Consider the following 17,485-nt stretch of genomic DNA (forward strand, 5'->3'; position numbering starts at 1 on the left):
TGCGCCGGACCTGTCCGGTGTGCGCGATGAATCCGTCGAAGCCGCGCCATGGCGCATGGAACTGCCTTGGCTAGGGCGGGCCGTGTTCGTGATTTCCATCGTCATCTGTCTGGCGCATCTGTACTTCAACACCATCTCGACCCTGTCGGAGCTGTGGGTGAGCGCGTTGCACTTCGGGCTGTTCGGCCTGCTGTGCGCGCTGACCATCCCGATGCTGACGCCGTCCAGTGATGGTGCCAAGCGCTGGGTGCTGGGTGTGGATGTCATGCTGGGGCTGGCGGCACTGGGTTGCGGTCTCTATCTGATCGGCTTCGAGGATGCGCTCTATGATCGTGGGGTCGTGTTCTCCCCCGCGGACTGGGTGGTCTCCATTGTCGCGGTGGGGCTGATTCTCGAGTTCGCGCGGCGCACCACCGGCTGGTTCATCCCGGTGCTGTGTCTGATCGCGCTGACCTATGTGGCCTGGTGGGGCAAGTATGTCGGTGGCGTGTTCAACTTCCCGGGCCTGACCTGGGAGACGGTGCTGTTCAGAAGCTTCATCGGCGGCGAAGGGATGCTGGGCTCCATCGCGCGCATTTCCTGGTCCTACGTGTTCATGTTCATCCTGTTCGGCGCCTTCCTGGTCAAGTCCGGCGCGGGTGACTTCATCATCGACCTGGCGCGCTGCGCGGCGGGTCGCTTCAAGGGTGGCCCGGGCTTCGTGGCCGTGTTCGCCTCCGGCCTGATGGGCTCGGTCTCCGGCTCCAGTGTCGCCAACACCGTCTCCACCGGCGTGATCACGATCCCGCTGATGCGGCGTGCCGGCTTCCCGGCGCGCTTCGCGGCAGGTGTGGAGGCCGCCGCCTCCACCGGTGGCCAGCTGATGCCGCCGGTGATGGGCGCGGGCGCCTTCATCATGGCGTCCTATACCCAGGTGCCGTACCTGACCATCGTCGGCGTGGCCGCCTTGCCAGCGCTGCTCTACTTCCTGTCTGTCGCCATGTTCGTGCGCATCGAGGCCAAGCGCTCCGACGCCACGGCGCTGGATGACCCGCAGGGCCCGCGCCTCAAGGACGTGCTCAAGGATGGCTGGCACTATCTGGCACCGCTGTTCGTGCTGGTCGGTGCACTGATCTACGGCTTCACGCCGACCTACGCCGCCGGCATCGCGATCCTGTCCGTCATCGCGGCCTCGTGGCTGTCGAAGAACCCGATGAAGCTCGGCGACATCATCGAGGCGATGCTGGCCGGGGTGCGCAACATGACCACCACGGCGATCCTGCTGATCACCGTCGGGCTGATCGTCAATGTCGTCTCCACCACGGGGATCGGCAACACCTTCTCGCTGATGATCACCGACTGGGCGGGTGGCAGCCTGCTGATCACCATCATCCTGGTCGCGCTGGCGTCCTTGATCCTGGGCATGGGGCTGCCGGTGACGGCGTCCTATATCGTGCTGGGCACGCTATCCGCCCCGGCGCTCTACAACCTGATCGCGCACTCCCAGCTGGTGGATCTGCTGGCGGCGGGCAACCTGCCGGAGCAGGCCAAGGCCATCTTCATGCTGGCGGCACCTGACAAGCTGGACCTGCTGGGCGCGCCGATGAGCATGGACGCCGCACGTGAACTGCTGGCCCTGGTGCCGGATACCTTCCAGAGCCAGCTGTATGAGCAGGCGCTGTCGCCGCACGTGCTGACCATGGCACTGGTGAGTGCCCACATGATCATCTTCTGGCTGTCCCAGGACTCCAATGTCACGCCGCCGGTCTGCCTGACCGCCTTCGCGGCTGCCGCCATCGCCAAGACACCGCCGATGAAGACAGGCCTGATGGCGTGGAAGATCGCCAAGGGGCTCTACATCGTGCCGCTGCTGTTCGCCTGGAGTCCGCTGATCTCCGGTGACATCGGTGAGATGCTGACGGTCTTCGTGTTCGCGCTGTTCGGGATCTACGCTATCGTGGCGGGCATGGAAGGCTATCTGGAGCACGAACTGCCCTGGTGGCTGCGTCTGGCGATGTTCCCGCTGGGAGCGCTGATGCTGTGGCCGCATGGTCAGCTGACCTATGATATCGCCGGGCTGGCCATCTTCCTGGGCGTGCTGACCTACAGCGTGCGCCAGAGTGGCCGTCAGGAAGCCCTGGCTTCCTGAGTTCCGGCAGGTTCCGGCAGACGTGCCTGAATCCTGCATGACGTGACGCAATGCATCACCCACGATGCCCGGCATCCCTGCCTTCGCGAGGTTCCTGCGAGGAGGGTGTGTCGGGCATCGCGCGCTCTGAATGACGAAGTGGGTGCAGCGTGTCCCCCTTTTACGGCAAGACAAGGAATGTCGGCATGACAAGTGATGTGGCAGGGCTGGCAGGCGGCCTTGATCTGATCAGCGTGGTGGCGCTGATCGCGCTGGGTGGCGTGGCCGGTTTCATCAATGTGCTCTCGGCGGGTGGTTCGATGCTGACGCTGCCCTTGTTGATGTTTCTCGGCCTGCCCCCCGCACAGGCCAATGCCACCAACCGCGTGGCGATCGCGTTGCAGAGTGCGACTGCCACCAGCACCTTCCTCAAGGCGGGGGCGCACAACATGGGGGTGGCCTGGCGACTGGCCGTGCCTGCCGTGCTGGGCGCGATGCTGGGGGCCTGGCTGGCGACCCGGATCAGTGCCGAGGCCTTCGAGGGCGTGCTGATCGTGGTGATGGTGGTGTGCTCGATCATGATGCTGCTGCCGACGCCGCGCATCGACACGCGTGAGCTGACCCCGGAACGCATCACTCCCATCGTGCTGCTGGCGATGTTCGGCATCGGTCTCTATGGTGGCTTCATTCAGGTGGGCGTCGGCGTGCTGTTCATCGTGGTGCTCTACCGGTTGCTCAAGATCGATCTGACCCAGGTCAACGTGTTCAAGGTCTTCATCGTGTTGATGTATACCCTGCCGGCGCTGGCGGTCTTCGTGTTCGATGGTCAGGTGCGCTGGGCCTATGGCCTGGTACTGGCGGTCGGCAACATGAGCGGCGCCTTCCTCGGTGCGCGGGTCAACATGAGTCCTGCCGGTGCGCGTTGGGTCAAGTGGCTAACGGTGGCGGTGATCTTCCTCATCGTGCTCAAGCTGGTGCTGACCTGATGCTGATTTGAGGTATGACACGGAGTAAGCTCGGGTCATTGCCGACATGGCGCCACCTTAGTGGCGCGGTGTCACCCAACTTTCATGACGGCGCCGTGCGGGCAGGGCGTCGCTTCTTTCTCATTGTTCAGGAGTCTTCCCACATGCAGGCCATGGTCATCGAGCAATACGGCGCCCCGGATGTGTTCGTCGAGCGCGAGCTGGACACGCCGACCCCGGCACGAGGTCAGGTGCGCATCAAGGTATCTGCCTCCAGCGTCAATCCCATCGAGACCAAGCTGCGCAGTGGCCTGGTCAAGTCGCACCCCGACTTCCCGGCCATCCTCAATGGCGATGTCGCGGGGGTGATCGACGCCGTCGGCGAGGGCGTGACGGATTTCTCGGTCGGCGATGAAGTGCTGGGCTGCGCCGGTGGCGTGAAGGGCTGGCAGGGCGCACTGGCGGATTACATGATCGCTGACACACGTGTGATCGTGAAACGCCCGAGTCTTGCGGCGCTGACCCTGGAAGAATGCGCGGCCTTGCCGCTGGTGTTCCTGACGGCCTGGACGGCGCTGGTCTCGCGCGGTCAGATCAAGGAAGGCGAGCACGTGCTGATCCACGCCGGTACCGGAGGGGTCGGCCATGTCGCGGTGCAGATCGCCAAGTATCTCGGCGCACACGTCACCACCACCGTGTCCAGCGAGGCCAAGGCCGATCTGGCGCGCCAGCTGGGCGCCGACGAGATCATCAACTATCGCGAGGAAGCGGTCAGTGACTATGTGGCACGCCTGACCTCCGGGCGTGGCTTCGATCTCGTCTTCGACACCGTCGGTGGTGACAATCTGGATCGCTCCATCGAGGCCACGGCGATCTCCGGTCGTCTGTGCTCCATCAACACCCGCTCGACCCACGACCTGACCCAGCTGCACGCCAAGAACCTGTCGCTGCATGTCATCTTCCGCTCGGTGCCGCTGCTGACCGGTATCGGCATGGATGAGCAGCCGGAGCTGCTCAACGCCTTGAGCGAGATGCTGGAGGCCGGGGCGGTTCGCCCGCTGCTGGACGAGCATCAGTTCAGCTTCCGAGATATCGCCAAGGCACATGAATTGATCGAATCCGGCGAGGCACTGGGCAAGATCCTGCTGGTGAATCGCTGAGAATTGGCACTTTCCAGTGTCACGAAGGTCAGAGTGGCAGAGACGATTGATCAGGAATGCATGACATGCGAGTGACTCGCTTGATGATGGCCGCCTTGCTGGTGGCCAGCGTGGCCCTGACGGGCTGCAACACGGTGGCCGGCTTTGGCAAGGATCTTGAACACCTGGGTGGCAAGATCGACAACGCAGCCAGCTGAGCCTGACGGCCTGATCGACACCTTGCGTGCGATCAGGCACTTGAGAGAGGAATACCCATGCGACGCTTCATGATGATGACCGGTACGGCTCTGCTGTTCGGCCTGATGCTGGGAGGCTGCAACACCGTGGAAGGCTTCGGGGAAGATCTTGAGCATCTGGGGGGCTCCATCGAGGAGTCGGCCAGCTGAGCGAGTGAGGTGGCAGCGGATTCAGGCAATGAACGAAACATGAATTTCTCCCTTGAAACCCCGCAGGGTGGCCCAAGGTAATGGGTATCAGCGCAGGCATGACGCGTTGAATGGCAGGATCCATGATATCCATCACCACAAGGAGCATGACCATGTCCCGTACCATTGCACTGCTGTTCGCCTCTTTCTTCACTGTGGCGGCACTCTCCGGCTGCAACACCGTTGACGGTGCCGGCCAGGATGTCGAACACGCAGGTGAAGCCGTTCAGGACGCTGCCCAGTAAGCAGGTCGCCAGACACGCCGCTTCACTGTCAGCACGAGACGTGAGGCATGAGGCGCGATGCAATAGCGGCCCTGCGCCGATGATGACGCCCGGTGATTTCCGCCGGGCGTCGTCGCGTCCGGCCTTCCGTCGTCGCGTCCGGCCTTCCGTCGTCGCGTCCGGCCTTCCGTCGTCGCGTGCATCTGCTCTGCGTGCCATTCACTTTCTCTACTCTCCCCCTCGCAAGGACCCCGTCATGGATCATCGGCAGTTGGGCTTTCTGGTCGCGCTGGCCAATGAACGCCATTTCGGACGGGCGGCGCGAGTCTGCCATGTCACCCAGCCGACGCTCTCGGCGCGTCTCAAGCAGCTGGAAGAGGAGCTGGGCACGGCGCTGATTCTCAGAGGGCATCGTTTCGAAGGCTTCACGCCGGAGGGGGAGCGGGTGCTGACGCATGCGCGGCGCATCATCGCCGAGCTGGATGAGCTCAAGGGAGATCTGTCACCCGAGGCCGTGCTGACCGGTCGGCTGACGCTGGGTGTCGTGCCGTCCGCGCTGGCGGCGGTGGGGGAATTCCTGCCGCGTCTGCGTGAGGCCTTTCCCCAGCTCTCCCTGCGCATGCGGGAGCTGTCCACCTCTTCGCTGGCTCAGGGGCTGGAGGATGGTGAGCTGGATCTCGCGGTCGGCTATCCGGCGGCCCCCGCCATGAGCGGCTTCGCCTGCCGACCGCTCTATCAGGAGCATTCGGCGCTGATTGCCAGTCAGGCGCATTTCCTGCTGCCCGAGACACCCGCATGGGAGTGTCTGCGGGAGTATCCGCTGGTGCTGCTGACGCCAGAGATGCAGCAGCGACGCCGGCTCAATCAGCAACTGGCTCAGCTGAACCATCAGCCGTCGCCGTTGCTGGAAGCCAACTCCATCGCGGCGCTGGGCGTGATGCTGGAGGCGGGCCTGGGGGTGAGCGTGCTGGCGGAACACCTTGCCGACTCGCGTCTCGGTACGGGGCTGGTGGCGCGACGCCTGCCCGGGGAGGGCGAGACGGTGGGGCTGCTGTGGCGTAGCGGCCAACAGCATAGCCGTCGGCTGAATGCCGTGCTGGAGCTGTTGCGCTCGCTCCCTCGGTCGGCAGACGTGGACGGATGATGGAGGGGGCAACGCAAGACACCCCGTGAAAACGGGGTGTCTTGATCAGTCTTCAGCCACGCACGAGGTCGGGGTCAGCCCTTGTCGGCGTCCTGCGTCTGCGCCTTGAGCGCGGCCAGACGAGCCGCTTCGCGCTGACGCTGCTTGGCGTCACGACGCGCCTGCATCTGGGCGAGCGCGTCCTTGCCCAGGTGCGCCTCACCCCGTTGCTCGGCGAGACGAATCTGATTCTCGCGCTCGGCAAAGCGTGCCTTCTGGGCATCGCTGAGCTTGTCGTAGCAGCGCGGGCAGCTGACACCCTTCTGGTACTTGTCGCTCTGCTTGTCCGCTTGCGTGATCGGCAGACGGCACGCGTGACATTGGTCAAACTGACCGGGGCGCAACTTGTGGTCGACGGTGACACGGTCATCGAACACGAAACATTCGCCCTGCCACAGCGTCTCTTCCTGGGGCACCTCTTCCAGATACTTCAGAATGCCGCCCTTGAGGTGATAGACCTCCTCAAACCCCTGCTCCTTCAGATAGGCGGTGGATTTCTCGCAGCGAATGCCTCCGGTGCAGAACATCGCCACCTTGCGGTGCTGCTGCGGGTCCAGCTCACGGGAGACATAGTCCGGGAAATCACGGAAAGCGGCCGTGTTCGGGTTGACGGCACCCTTGAAGGTCCCCACTTCCACTTCATAGTCGTTGCGGGTGTCGATCAGCAGCACGTCAGGGTCGGAGATCAGCGCGTTCCAGTCCCTCGGCTCCACGTAGGTACCGACGGTATGGCGCGGGTCGATCCCTTCCACGCCCATGGTGACGATCTCGCGCTTGAGCTTGACCTTGGCACGCAGGAAGGGGGACTGCTCTGCCAGAGACTGCTTGGTATCCAGTTCCGCCAGGCGCGGGTCTGCCGTCAGCCAGGCCAGCAGGGCATCGATGCCGGCGCGAGAGCCGGAGACGGTGCCATTGATGCCCTCGCGTGCCAGCAGCAGGGTGCCGCGGATGCCATGCTCGTCCATCACTGCCAGCAGCGGTTCGCGCAGCGCCTCGAAGTCCTCGAGGGTGACGAACTTGTAGAGCGCGCAGACGACATGCTGCGGCGCCAGCGGGCTGGGACGAGCGGTGTCGGCAGCCGGTGCGACGGTCGTGGGGGTATCGGTCATGCAGGAGTCCTCATGCGGGCCGGAACGTAAATCCGGAGCAGGATGATCAGAAGGGAAGGCGTGCGACAGCGCGTGAGTGCCGCGTCGTCCAGGCGAGCCTTCGTGGTTCGGCGGCATATTTTACGTGACTCGCGCACGAATTTCCTGCGCGGGATCAAGGGGTCGCCTCATGCTGGCAATTTCATTGATGGTGTCTATCAAGGTACGGGCGAGTTCAATTGGTGAGCGATCGATGATGACGCTATCGTATCGCCATGACGGCTTGCGTACATTCGCGAATCTGCACAGTGATGTCGCGCACAACGGGGTGTCGGAATGAGTGATTCACTCTATCAAGCAGCGACCGAGGGACTGCGTTATCAGGATGCGCGTGAGCGGCCCTTGCGAGAGCTGGATGGGCCCTCCGAGCTACCCGTGAGTCTGGTGCTCAATGAGATCCCGATGGGCACGCTGCTGGCGAGCCCCGAGGCGCTGGAGCCACTGGCGCTGGGGCACGCCTTCACCGCAGGCTGGATCACGCGGCGTGAGGAGGTCACCGCCATCCATCTCTCGCGGCTGCGCCATGGGCTGGCGGTGCGTCTGGATGTCAGCGAGTCGCTGGCGCGCAAGGCCGAGCACCATCAGCGGCGCGAGAGCAGCGTGTCCAGCTGTGGCGCCTGCGGCGTGCAGGATGAGGCCGAGCTGATGGCTGGCCTGACACGCCTGCCGCCACGGGCAGCGCTCTCACCTGAGGCGTTGATGCGTGGGCTGGAGCGCCTGGAGCGCGCGACACGGCGCGGCATGCACCTGGCGCTGGGGCTGGACGCCGAGGGCGGCCTGATCTCGCAGGGGGCCGATATCGGTCGCCACAATGCGCTGGACCGCGTGATCGGCATGAGTCTCGACAGCGGCGTCTGGCCCGAGGCGCTGCTGGTCTCCAGTCGCTGCAGTCTGGAGCTGGTCCAGAAGACCATCCGTGCCCGCATTCCGACGCTTGCCACCCTTGCCGTGCCTTCACGCCTGGCGGTGGAGACCGCGCGGGCCTGTGATCTCAACCTGATCTGTGCCCATCGCGGGCGTCGACTCGAGCTGCTCAGTGGTCAGGTCGACTGACGGCCCCTGGCGCGTACTCACGCCTGTCTGATCCTTTCCCGCCTTCCCCTTTTGCCTGTGGACCCTGACATGACTGATATTGCCGCCCCCGAGACGCCTGAGCACGCATCGGCTCCCCTGCCACGTGAGGATGAGAGGATGACGCGCCATCCCCGCATCGCTGCCTACTCCGGTCCGGCGGGCGGCTGGGGGGCGCTCAAGAGCGTCGGTCAGCATGTCAGTCACTCCAGGGCGCCATGGAAGAGCGTGCGCTCCCTGCTCAAGGCCAATCAGGACAAGGGCTTTGACTGCCCCGGCTGCGCCTGGGGCGATCCGGAGCACGGCTCCTCCTTCGAATTCTGCGAGAACGGCGCCAAGGCAGTGGCCTGGGAAGTGACCGCCAAGCGTGTCACGCCGCGCTTCTTCGCTCAGCACACCGTCACGGAGCTGCTGGGCTGGGACGACTTCATGCTCGAGGACCAGGGCCGCCTGACCGAGCCGATGTGCTACGACGCGGCCAGTGACCGCTACGAGCCGATCAGCTGGGAGGCGGCCTTCGCGATCATCGCCGAGCACCTCGATGCGCTGACGTCCCCGGATGAGGCGCTGTTCTATACCTCCGGACGCGCCAGCAATGAGGCGGCCTATCTGTATCAGCTGTTCGTGCGTCTGTTCGGCACCAACAACTTCCCCGACTGCTCCAACATGTGTCATGAGGCCAGTGGCGTCGGCATGAAGGCGAGTCTCGGTGTCGGCAAGGGCACGGTACTGCTGGAGGATTTCGAGCACGCGGATGCCATCTTCGTGTTCGGTCAGAACCCCGGCACCAACCATCCCCGCATGCTGGGGGACCTGCGACGTGCCTCTCGACGTGGGGCGCGCATCGTCAGCTTCAATCCGTTGCGTGAACGGGGGCTGGAGCGCTTCGCCGACCCGCAGTCGCCGCTGGAGATGATGACCCTCTCCAGTCAGCCCATCAGTCATCGTTATTACCAGCCGCGGATGGGGGGTGACATGGCGGCGGTGCGTGGCATGGCCAAGGCACTCTTCGCCATGGAGGCGCGCGGCGAATTCACGCGCGCTGCTTCCTTCATCGAGCGCCACACGCGGGGAGCGACGGCCTGGCAGGACGTGGTCGAGGCGACGGACTGGGCCACGCTCGAGGATCAGTCCGGGCTGACCCGTGCGCAGCTCGAGGAGGCCGCGATGATCTTCGCCGGGGCCGACAACGTCATCTGCACCTGGGCGATGGGCATCACGCAACATCTGCACGCCGTGGACAGCGTCCGGGAGATCGTCAATCTGCTGCTGCTCGGGGGCCATTTCGGGCGTCCCGGTGCCGGTGCCTGCCCCGTTCGCGGACATTCCAATGTCCAGGGTGACCGCACCATGGGCATCGACGAGAAGGTGCCGGCCGCGTTGATCGATGCACTCGAAGCCCGCTATGGCGTGAGCATGCCGCGTGGCCAGGGCTTCAACACCGTGGAGAGTCTGGCGGCGCTGGAACAGGGCAGGGCGAAGACCTTCATCGCGCTGGGCGGCAACTTCACGCGCGCCACGCCGGACAGCGAGCGCACCGAGGCGGCCATGCGCAACCTCAAGCTCAACGTGCAGATCAGCACCAAGCTCAACCGCAGTCATCTGGTGATCGGCAAGACGACGCAAGCGCTGATTCTGCCGTGTCTGGGGCGCAGCGAGATCGACCGCTCCGCACAGGTGGCCTCCCAGCACATCAGCGTCGAGGACTCGATGTCGATGGTGCACTCAAGCGCTGGCATCAAGGCGCCGGCCAGTGACGAGCTGCGCTCGGAACCCGGCATCATCGCGGGTATCGCGCGCGCCACGCTTGCCCGGGTGCTGCCACGGCGCGGCGTGAGTGACCCGGTCAACTGGGAGGCGCTGAGCGAGAACTATGATCTCATCCGCGACGAGATCGCGGCGGTGATTCCCGGCTTTGCCGATTTCAATGCCCGTCTGGCCCACAAGCGCGGTTTCCATCTCGCCAACCCGGTGCGTGAGCTGCGCTTCCCCACCACCAGTGGCCAGGCGGAGTTCTCGGCGGCGGCGCTGCCGGGGTCCGTGCTGCATCAGCAGCTCGCGCGTCGGGAAGGCTGGTTGACCCTGCAGACCATGCGTAGCCATGATCAGTACAACACCACCGTCTATGGCTACAACGACCGCTATCGTGGCGTGTCGGGTCAGCGTCGAGTGGTCTTCATCAATGCGCAGGACCTTGCCCGCCTGGGGCTGGCCGATGGTGACTGGGTCAATATGGTCGGTGAGCCGCGCCCGGATGGCAGTGAGCGGCGTGCGCCTCAGTTCAAGCTGGTGGAATACGATATCCCGGCCGGTTGCATCGGTGCCTATTATCCGGAAACCAATGTGCTGGTCGCATTGGAAAGCCATGGCAGCGATACCGGCACACCTGCCTCCAAGGCGGTCCCCGTGCGGCTGGAGCGCAGTTCACGCATCGCCTGACGGTGCGAGGCGCCAGCAGTAGGATGCAAGCATCACCACATTGCCGCGTGGCGAGGAGACTCGTCGCGCGGCAGTCGTGTGTCTAGAATATTCCCGTACGCCGAGCCCGCTTCGCTCGGCGTACGTCCTTTCCCGTCTTCAGTGCCGGCTCATCCATCGTTCAAGAGAGTGATCCATGCAATATCTGCACACCATGCTGCGTATCCGTGATGTCGACGCTTCACTGCATTTCTTCCGTGACCTGCTCGGCATGGTCGAGATCTCGCGCAAGGATTCCGAGAAGGGCCGCTTCACGCTGATCTTCCTGGCAGCCCCGCAGGATGCCGAACGTGCCCGTGAGATGCAGGCGCCGATGCTGGAACTGACCCATAACTGGGACCCGGAAGACTATGAAGGCGGGCGCAACTTCGGCCATCTGGCCTATCGTGTCGAGGACATCTACGCCACCTGTCAGCATCTGATGGACAATGGCGTGACCCTCAATCGCCCACCGCGTGACGGCCACATGGCGTTCGTGAAGAGCCCGGATGGCATCTCGCTGGAGTTGCTGCAGGCCGGCGAACCCCTTGCGCCGCAGGAACCGTGGGTCTCGATGGCCAATACCGGCAGCTGGTAACGCTCACGCCGGGGTCGCGATGCCCGACGGCGCGCAGGCGCGGGCAAGCGTCGCACAATGGTGACGCAATGTCGGTGCGGGGCTGGCGGAACCGGTATTTGGGCTTATGCTGTGATCAGAACGATAATGCTCGCCGCATGAGACATGACACGTCATGCGGTGGCTTTCTGGTGTTGTGCAGGGCTACCCCTGCCGTCCAGACAGGTGCAGGCTCCATGACACTCCCCCTGTCGCGCGCTGGCCGTGTCCGTGTCATGAGAGTTTCGCCCACGTGATGACTGCCGAATGGCAAGGACTGCCTGATGTTGAGTGTTGCTCGTGCCTGGTTGCGTCAAGAACCGCGTCTGCTCGCTGTCGAGCATCGCCGTTTCTATCATGCCTATCTGTGGGTCTATCTGATGGTGCTGGGCCTTTATGTGGCCTGGCTGCCTGTCTTCATGGTGCTCAAGGCACCACGACTGGCGTTCGCCAGCGGCATCATGGTGCTGGTGGGGCTGCTGGGAGTGCTGTTGCATCGTCAGCATCACATGCTGATGGCCCTGGTGCTGGTATTGGGCAGTCTGACGTTGATGACCTGGCTTGCCTCCTACTGCTTCGGCAATGCCGCCGGCTACGAGTATTACTTCTTCATCGTGATGGCCGGTATCCATCTTGCTCCCCTGTCAGGCAAGGTGCGTGTCATCAGCACGCTGTCTCTCTTCGTCGCTGCAGTGCTGTCGCTGATGGTGGCCTCTCAGCATGTTTCCGATGGCTTCATCCCTGTCTGGATCATGCAGTCATTCAACCTGTTTGCCGTCTTCATGCTGATGGTCACCTTCCTGTGGCGCATGCTGGCACTCACCGAACACTTCGAACGCCAGTACCGCCAGGATGCCAGTCGCGATGAGCTGACCGGGCTGTTCAATCGGCGCCAGACCCTGCGCCAGGCGGAAAAATGGTGGCAGGACGCCGTGCCCTGCTCGGTATTGATGATGGATGTGGATCACTTCAAGCAGATCAATGATCTGCGGGGGCATGCGGCAGGTGATGAGGCCCTGAGACAGATCGGGCGCCTGCTCAATGCCACACTGCGCCAGGGGGATAGAGCAGGGCGTATCGGTGGTGAGGAGTTTCTGGTGCTGTTGCCGCGCAGCGGGCGCGGCGAGGCGATTTCCGTGGCGGGACGGATACGTTCCCTGCTGGCCAGCTCGCCGCCACAGTTTGCGGGAAGCGCCGTGCCGGTCACCGTCTCGATAGGGGTCGCCGTCAGTCATGAGTGTGAATCACTGGATGACCTGCTGCAGCTGGCGGATCGTCGCCTGTACCACGCCAAGCATCAGGGGCGCGACCGGGTGGTAGCGGGGGGTGAGCGGCAGCAGGAAAGGGAAGGCGAGCCACGCAGCCTCTTGGCTGCCCCTGAGACGGCGCGCCAGGGAGATCAGGGTGAGCCCCCGGCAGAACATGGGCACTTTGCCGACAGGACACTCGTGGGGTGATTCGAGGCTGTCTTGCGCTCTCGAGTCGCTCTTCAGTTCTCGAGCGTGTGCCGGCCGAGGCCTGACAGGCAGCGCTCGATGGCTCTCGCCAGACGGCGCGCCACGGGCGTACACAGCACCCAGGGCAGAATGATCAGTGCAATGCTGAGCGAGCCCAGATAGACATCACTGAACCAATGGGCACCCACCATGATGCGTGGGGCACTCAATATCACCACGAATGCCAGACTCCAAAGCGCGATGCGTCGTGGGGCGAAGGCCCACATGTAACCGGCGAAGACCATCAGCATCAAGCCGTGATCCCCCGGGAAGCTGTTCGAGGCCGAGTCCTTGGTCTTGAAGGACACCAGGTCGGAGAGATGCTGTGCGTGCTGGAAGACGCGAGTCGGACTGGCATGGCCGTAGCTGATGGCGCGCAGCACGAACAGCGAGATGATACCGGCGGTCAGCAGCATGGTGATGCCGAGGCTGGTCCAGCGCCGGTAGCGGTCGGGGCGCGAATCCTCAAGCATCGCCCAGCAGAACAGGACACCCATCAGGCCGAAGGCCGCCGCATCGAAGAACCGCGTGTTGAGAAGTCCCAGCAGGGTATCCCAGTGCGGATTGAGTGGCGTGATGAGGTGATTGAATGCCCAGAATACCCGGCCGTCCAGATCGGGCCAGAAATCCAGTGCCGGTACCCACCAGCTGATCAGCAAGGCGAATCCTGTGGCATTGAGTGCCAGTAGTCGTCTGGTCAGCATCTCCGTCCCTCTTGGTGCAGATGGTGCGAGGTATCATCAAGCATCAGCAAGCGATCCCTATCGCTGCCTTCACGGCGTATGGTAATTTCAAAGGCTCTTCAAGAAACACTGTTTTCGAATGTTCCAGGAGAGAAGCATCGTTGCGTCAGACGCGATCTGGCGGGCTATCGTCTCGCAAGCCAGTCGGCCTGTCGGGACCGGGATGGCGCAGGGCATCAAGGGGCTTGTGGTTTGCGCGACGGGTCTGCATGCTCGCGCCCGATCGTTTCATCAATGCCTGACATCGAGGCAGGCTCATCACGGGGGATTTCTTCATGAGCGTCATCTTGCGCCGTCTATCACTTGCCACTTCGCTGGCGATCGCGACTTCCCTGCTGGCCGGCTGCGCGGTCAGTCACTCAGGCGCGACGGACGCCGGGCAGGGCGGCGGGAGCGGTGCCGGCAGTGCGAGCCCTGCGCTGGTCGGTACCCCCTGGAGCTTCTCGAAGACCGAGGAGACCGGTGAGGCGCCCAATTTCCTGTTGCAGGCCCCGACACCGGAGCAGCTGGCGGATGAAGAGGATGACCGCCTGCGTCTGGTGGGCAGCAATGGCTGCAATCGTCTGATGGGGCCGGTGGTACTGGATGAGTCTCGCCAGACCCTGGAGATCGGTCCGCTGGCCTCGACCATGAAGATGTGCCCCAATCCGGAGCAGTCCAATGCCTTCAATCGCATGCTGGAGGAGGTGGCTCGCTATCAGATCGTCGGCAGTGGCGAGAGCGCTCGCCTGCGGGTGATGGATGACACCGGCTACCTGCTGGCGACCTTCATGCCTGTCGCGGCCAGCGACGACTGAGCGCTAGCGACGATTGAGCGCCTGCGCCGACTCCCGTGACATGCCCGGAATGAAGAAAGCCCCCGGCACCTTTCGGTGCCGGGGGCTTTTGCCTGCGATCAAGACGAGTGTGGCTTACAGCGCTTCGATCTTGGCGCGCTGACTTTCCAGCAGAGCAAGCTCCGCCTGGGCATCGGCCAGCTTGGCGCGCTCCTTCTCGACCACATCGGCCGGTGCGCGACCGACGAACTTCTCGTTGCCGAGCTTGTTCTCGAGACCGGTGATGACCTTCTGCTGCTTCTCGTGTTCCTTGTCGATGCGCTTGAGCTCGGCATCCTTGTCGATCAGGCCGGCCATCGGCACCAGCACTTCCAGCTCACCGACGCGCTGGATGGCGGACATCGGCGCTTCATCGCCCGCTGCCAGGAAGGTGATGCTTTCCAGACGGGCCAGCTTGGACAGGAACAGACGATTGGCTTCCAGACGCTCGGCGTCGCCGTCGGCCCCGTTCTGCAGGTAGACCTCCAGCGGCTTGCCCGGGGACAGGTTCAGCTCGTTGCGGATATTGCGCACCGCGATGATGATGCCCTTGAGCCACTCGATGTCACGGATGGCCTGCTCATCGATCCGCTCGGCGTCGGCCTGCGGCCACGCCTGGCTCATGATGCTCTCGCCTTCCACCGGCTTGCCGGCGTGAGGCGCGATGCGCTGCCAGATCTCCTCGGAGATGAACGGCATCATCGGGTGGATCAGGCGCAGGATGGTCTCGAGCGCGCGCACCAGGGTGCGACGCGTGCCGCGCTTGGCTTCCGCGCTGGCGTTCTCGTCCCACAACACCGGCTTGGACAGCTCCAGATACCAGTCGCAGTACTCGTTCCAGATGAACTCATAGAGCGCCTGGGAGGCGTGGTCGAAGCGGAACTCTTCCAGCGCGCGGGTGACCTGCTGCTCGGTCTGCTGCAGGCGCGCGATGATCCAGCGATCGGCCAGTGACAGCTCGACGGCTTCGCCGTTGACGCCGCAATCCTGGTCTTCGGCATTCATCAGCACGTAGCGCGCCGCGTTCCACAGCTTGTTGCAGAAGTTGCGATAGCCATCGAGACGGCCCATGTCGAACTTCACGTCACGCCCGGTGGAAGCCAGTGACAGCAGGGTGTAGCGCAGCGCATCGGTACCGTGGGGCTCGATGCCCTCCGGGAACTCGTTGCGCGTGGCCTTGGCGATCGCCTTGGCCTTCTTGGGCTGCATCATGTTGCCGGTACGCTTCTCGACCAGCTCATCCAGGCCGATGCCGTCGATCAGGTCGATGGGGTCGAGCACGTTGCCCTTGGACTTGGACATCTTCTGACCGAGGCTGTCACGCACCAGACCATGCACGTAGACCTTGCGGAACGGCACTTCACCCTTGAACTTCAGGGTGAACATGATCATCCGCGCCACCCAGAAGAAGATGATGTCGAAGCCGGTGACCAGCACGTCGGTGGAGTGGAAGGTCTTGAGTTCTTCGGTGTCCGCCGGCCAGCCGAGGGTGCCGAAGGTCCACAGCGCAGAGCTGAACCAGGTGTCGAGGACGTCTTCGTCCTGACGCAGTTCGACGTCGGCACCCAGCTGGTTCTCGGCGCGGACTTCTTCCTCGTTGCGGCCGACATAGACGTTGCCGTCGTTGTCATACCAGGCCGGAATGCGGTGGCCCCACCACAGCTGACGCGAGATGCACCAGTCCTGCAGGTCACGCATCCACGCGAAGTACATGTTCTCGTAGTTCTTGGGCACGAACTCGATGTCGCCGTTCTCGACCGCCTCGATGGCCGGGCGTGCCAGCTCCTCGACGGCCACGAACCACTGGTCCGTCAGCAGCGGCTCGATGACGTCGCCGGAGCGGTCACCGTGGGGCAGGGTGTTGTTGATGGTCTCGACCTGCTCCAGCAGACCCAGCGCGTCCATGTCGGCGACCAGCTTCTCGCGCGCGACGAAGCGATCCAGGCCAGCGTAGGCGGCCGGCAGGCTGGCATCTTCCTGGGGCTGCGGACGTCCCTGCAGGTCGTAGATCTCGGCGCGCTCCAGGATGGTGGCATCCTGGCTCATCACGTTGATCAGCAGATGGCCCTGACGCTTGCCGACTTCGTAGTCATTGAAGTCGTGTGCCGGAGTGATCTTGACGCAACCGGAGCCCTTTTCCATATCGGCGTGTTCATCGGCGACGATGGGGATGCGACGGCCGACCAGCGGCAGTTCGATGAACTTGCCGACCAGGCTTGCGTAGCGCTCATCCTTGGGATTGACGGCCACGCCGGTGTCACCCAACAGGGTTTCCGGGCGCGTGGTGGCGACGACGACGTAGTCCTTGCCATCGGCGGTCTTGACGCCATCGGCGAGCGGATAGCGGAAGTGCCAGAAGCTGCCTTGCTGATCACGGTTCTCGACTTCGAGATCGGAGATCGCGGTGTGGAGGGTCGGGTCCCAGTTGACCAGACGCTTGCCACGGTAGATGAGGTCTTCCTTGTGCAGGCGCACGAAGACTTCCTGCACGGCCTTGTAGAAGCCATCGTCCATGGTGAAGCGCTCGCGGCTCCAGTCGATGCTGGTGCCCATGCGACGCAGCTGACGCGTGATGTTGCCGCCGGACTCTTCCTTCCACTCCCAGATCTTGTCGGTGAAGGCTTCGCGACCCAGATCATGACGCGTCTTGCCTTCTTCGGCGGCGACCTTGCGCTCCACCAGCATCTGCGTGGCGATACCGGCGTGGTCGGTGCCTACCTGCCACAGGGTGTTGCGACCCTGCATGCGACGCCAGCGCACCAGGGTGTCCATGATGGAATCCTGGAAGGCATGGCCCATGTGCAGGGAGCCGGTGACGTTGGGCGGCGGGATGACCAGTGAGAAGCTCTCGCCCTGGCCTGACGGCGCAAAGCGATTCTCGGATTCCCAGCGCTCGTACCAGCGCGTCTCGATGGCGTTCGGTTGGTAGGTCTTGTCCATGGGTCTGCAAATGATCCGGTTGGGCGGGACGTCCCGCGCCGGCTCAGTGAGCGGGGCAGCGCAGGCAGAAAATGGGCTCGATTATAGCGCCGCTGATGTCAGGCGTCATTCGGTCTTGGCGTGCAGGCTCTTGTG

Annotated in this window: 15 protein-coding genes; 12 read left to right on the forward strand and 3 right to left on the reverse strand. The window is 63.7% G+C overall.

Going from position 1 to position 17,485, the window contains the following annotated elements; translation table 11 throughout:
- The first annotated feature begins 55 nt into the window (after window positions 1–55).
- The 7 genes from OW493_RS03680 to OW493_RS03710 all read left to right on the forward strand — a co-directional run bounded on the left by OW493_RS03680 (window position 56) and on the right by OW493_RS03710 (window position 6,025).
- Window positions 56–2,128 carry a TRAP transporter permease gene (locus OW493_RS03680; protein WP_205632796.1) on the forward strand — a complete coding sequence of 691 codons (2,073 nt, stop codon included), beginning with the start codon at window positions 56–58 and terminating at the stop codon, window positions 2,126–2,128.
- 185 nt (window positions 2,129–2,313) lie between these two features.
- Window positions 2,314–3,093 carry a TSUP family transporter gene (locus OW493_RS03685; protein ID WP_077378685.1) on the forward strand — a complete coding sequence of 260 codons (780 nt, stop codon included), beginning with the start codon at window positions 2,314–2,316 and terminating at the stop codon, window positions 3,091–3,093.
- A gap of 143 nt (window positions 3,094–3,236) precedes the next feature.
- Window positions 3,237–4,232, forward strand: a complete 996-nt coding sequence (locus tag OW493_RS03690) for a zinc-dependent alcohol dehydrogenase family protein (RefSeq protein WP_084209433.1) — start codon at window positions 3,237–3,239, stop codon at window positions 4,230–4,232.
- Window positions 4,233–4,297: 65 nt separating this feature from the next.
- A complete protein-coding gene (locus OW493_RS03695) occupies window positions 4,298–4,429 on the forward strand; it encodes an entericidin A/B family lipoprotein (protein WP_077378691.1) in 132 nt (43 codons plus the stop codon).
- 57 nt (window positions 4,430–4,486) lie between these two features.
- Window positions 4,487–4,618, forward strand: coding sequence for an entericidin A/B family lipoprotein (locus OW493_RS03700; RefSeq protein ID WP_077378694.1), 132 nt, complete (start codon window positions 4,487–4,489; stop codon window positions 4,616–4,618).
- Window positions 4,619–4,770: 152 nt separating this feature from the next.
- Window positions 4,771–4,902 carry an entericidin A/B family lipoprotein gene (locus OW493_RS03705; protein ID WP_077378697.1) on the forward strand — a complete coding sequence of 44 codons (132 nt, stop codon included), beginning with the start codon at window positions 4,771–4,773 and terminating at the stop codon, window positions 4,900–4,902.
- Between the two features lie 235 nt (window positions 4,903–5,137).
- A complete protein-coding gene (locus OW493_RS03710; protein ID WP_077378700.1) occupies window positions 5,138–6,025 on the forward strand; it encodes a LysR family transcriptional regulator in 888 nt (295 codons plus the stop codon).
- A 74-nt stretch (window positions 6,026–6,099) separates the two neighbouring features.
- Here OW493_RS03710 and OW493_RS03715 read toward each other — a convergent pair whose 3' ends face one another.
- Window positions 6,100–7,173, reverse strand: coding sequence for a rhodanese-related sulfurtransferase (locus OW493_RS03715; protein WP_289863324.1), 1,074 nt, complete (start codon window positions 7,171–7,173; stop codon window positions 6,100–6,102).
- Window positions 7,174–7,488: 315 nt separating this feature from the next.
- Between OW493_RS03715 and OW493_RS03720 the strand changes: the two genes are divergently transcribed.
- The 4 genes from OW493_RS03720 (at window position 7,489) to OW493_RS03735 (ending at window position 12,813) form a co-directional block, all read left to right on the forward strand.
- On the forward strand, window positions 7,489–8,265 hold the full coding sequence (locus OW493_RS03720; protein WP_289863325.1) for a formate dehydrogenase accessory sulfurtransferase FdhD: 777 nt from the start codon (window positions 7,489–7,491) through the stop codon (window positions 8,263–8,265).
- Between the two features lie 69 nt (window positions 8,266–8,334).
- Window positions 8,335–10,722 carry an FdhF/YdeP family oxidoreductase gene (locus tag OW493_RS03725; protein WP_354670127.1) on the forward strand — a complete coding sequence of 796 codons (2,388 nt, stop codon included), beginning with the start codon at window positions 8,335–8,337 and terminating at the stop codon, window positions 10,720–10,722.
- A 175-nt stretch (window positions 10,723–10,897) separates the two neighbouring features.
- Window positions 10,898–11,338 carry a VOC family protein gene (locus tag OW493_RS03730; RefSeq protein ID WP_084209428.1) on the forward strand — a complete coding sequence of 147 codons (441 nt, stop codon included), beginning with the start codon at window positions 10,898–10,900 and terminating at the stop codon, window positions 11,336–11,338.
- 302 nt (window positions 11,339–11,640) lie between these two features.
- Window positions 11,641–12,813, forward strand: a complete 1,173-nt coding sequence (locus OW493_RS03735) for a GGDEF domain-containing protein (protein WP_289863326.1) — start codon at window positions 11,641–11,643, stop codon at window positions 12,811–12,813.
- Between the two features lie 32 nt (window positions 12,814–12,845).
- Here OW493_RS03735 and OW493_RS03740 read toward each other — a convergent pair whose 3' ends face one another.
- A complete protein-coding gene (locus OW493_RS03740) occupies window positions 12,846–13,556 on the reverse strand; it encodes a phosphatase PAP2 family protein (protein WP_136939097.1) in 711 nt (236 codons plus the stop codon).
- A gap of 314 nt (window positions 13,557–13,870) precedes the next feature.
- On the opposite strand from OW493_RS03740, the gene OW493_RS03745 reads away from it, so the two are divergent.
- Window positions 13,871–14,392 (forward strand): META domain-containing protein, encoded by a 522-nt coding sequence (locus tag OW493_RS03745; protein ID WP_077378721.1) that lies wholly within the window; start codon window positions 13,871–13,873, stop codon window positions 14,390–14,392.
- Between the two features lie 114 nt (window positions 14,393–14,506).
- Here OW493_RS03745 and OW493_RS03750 read toward each other — a convergent pair whose 3' ends face one another.
- A complete protein-coding gene (locus OW493_RS03750; RefSeq protein WP_191236502.1) occupies window positions 14,507–17,350 on the reverse strand; it encodes a valine--tRNA ligase in 2,844 nt (947 codons plus the stop codon).
- Window positions 17,351–17,485 lie beyond the last annotated feature (135 nt).

Source organism: Cobetia sp. 14N.309.X.WAT.E.A4, assembly GCF_030397495.1.
Taxonomy (GTDB): domain Bacteria; phylum Pseudomonadota; class Gammaproteobacteria; order Pseudomonadales; family Halomonadaceae; genus Cobetia; species Cobetia marina.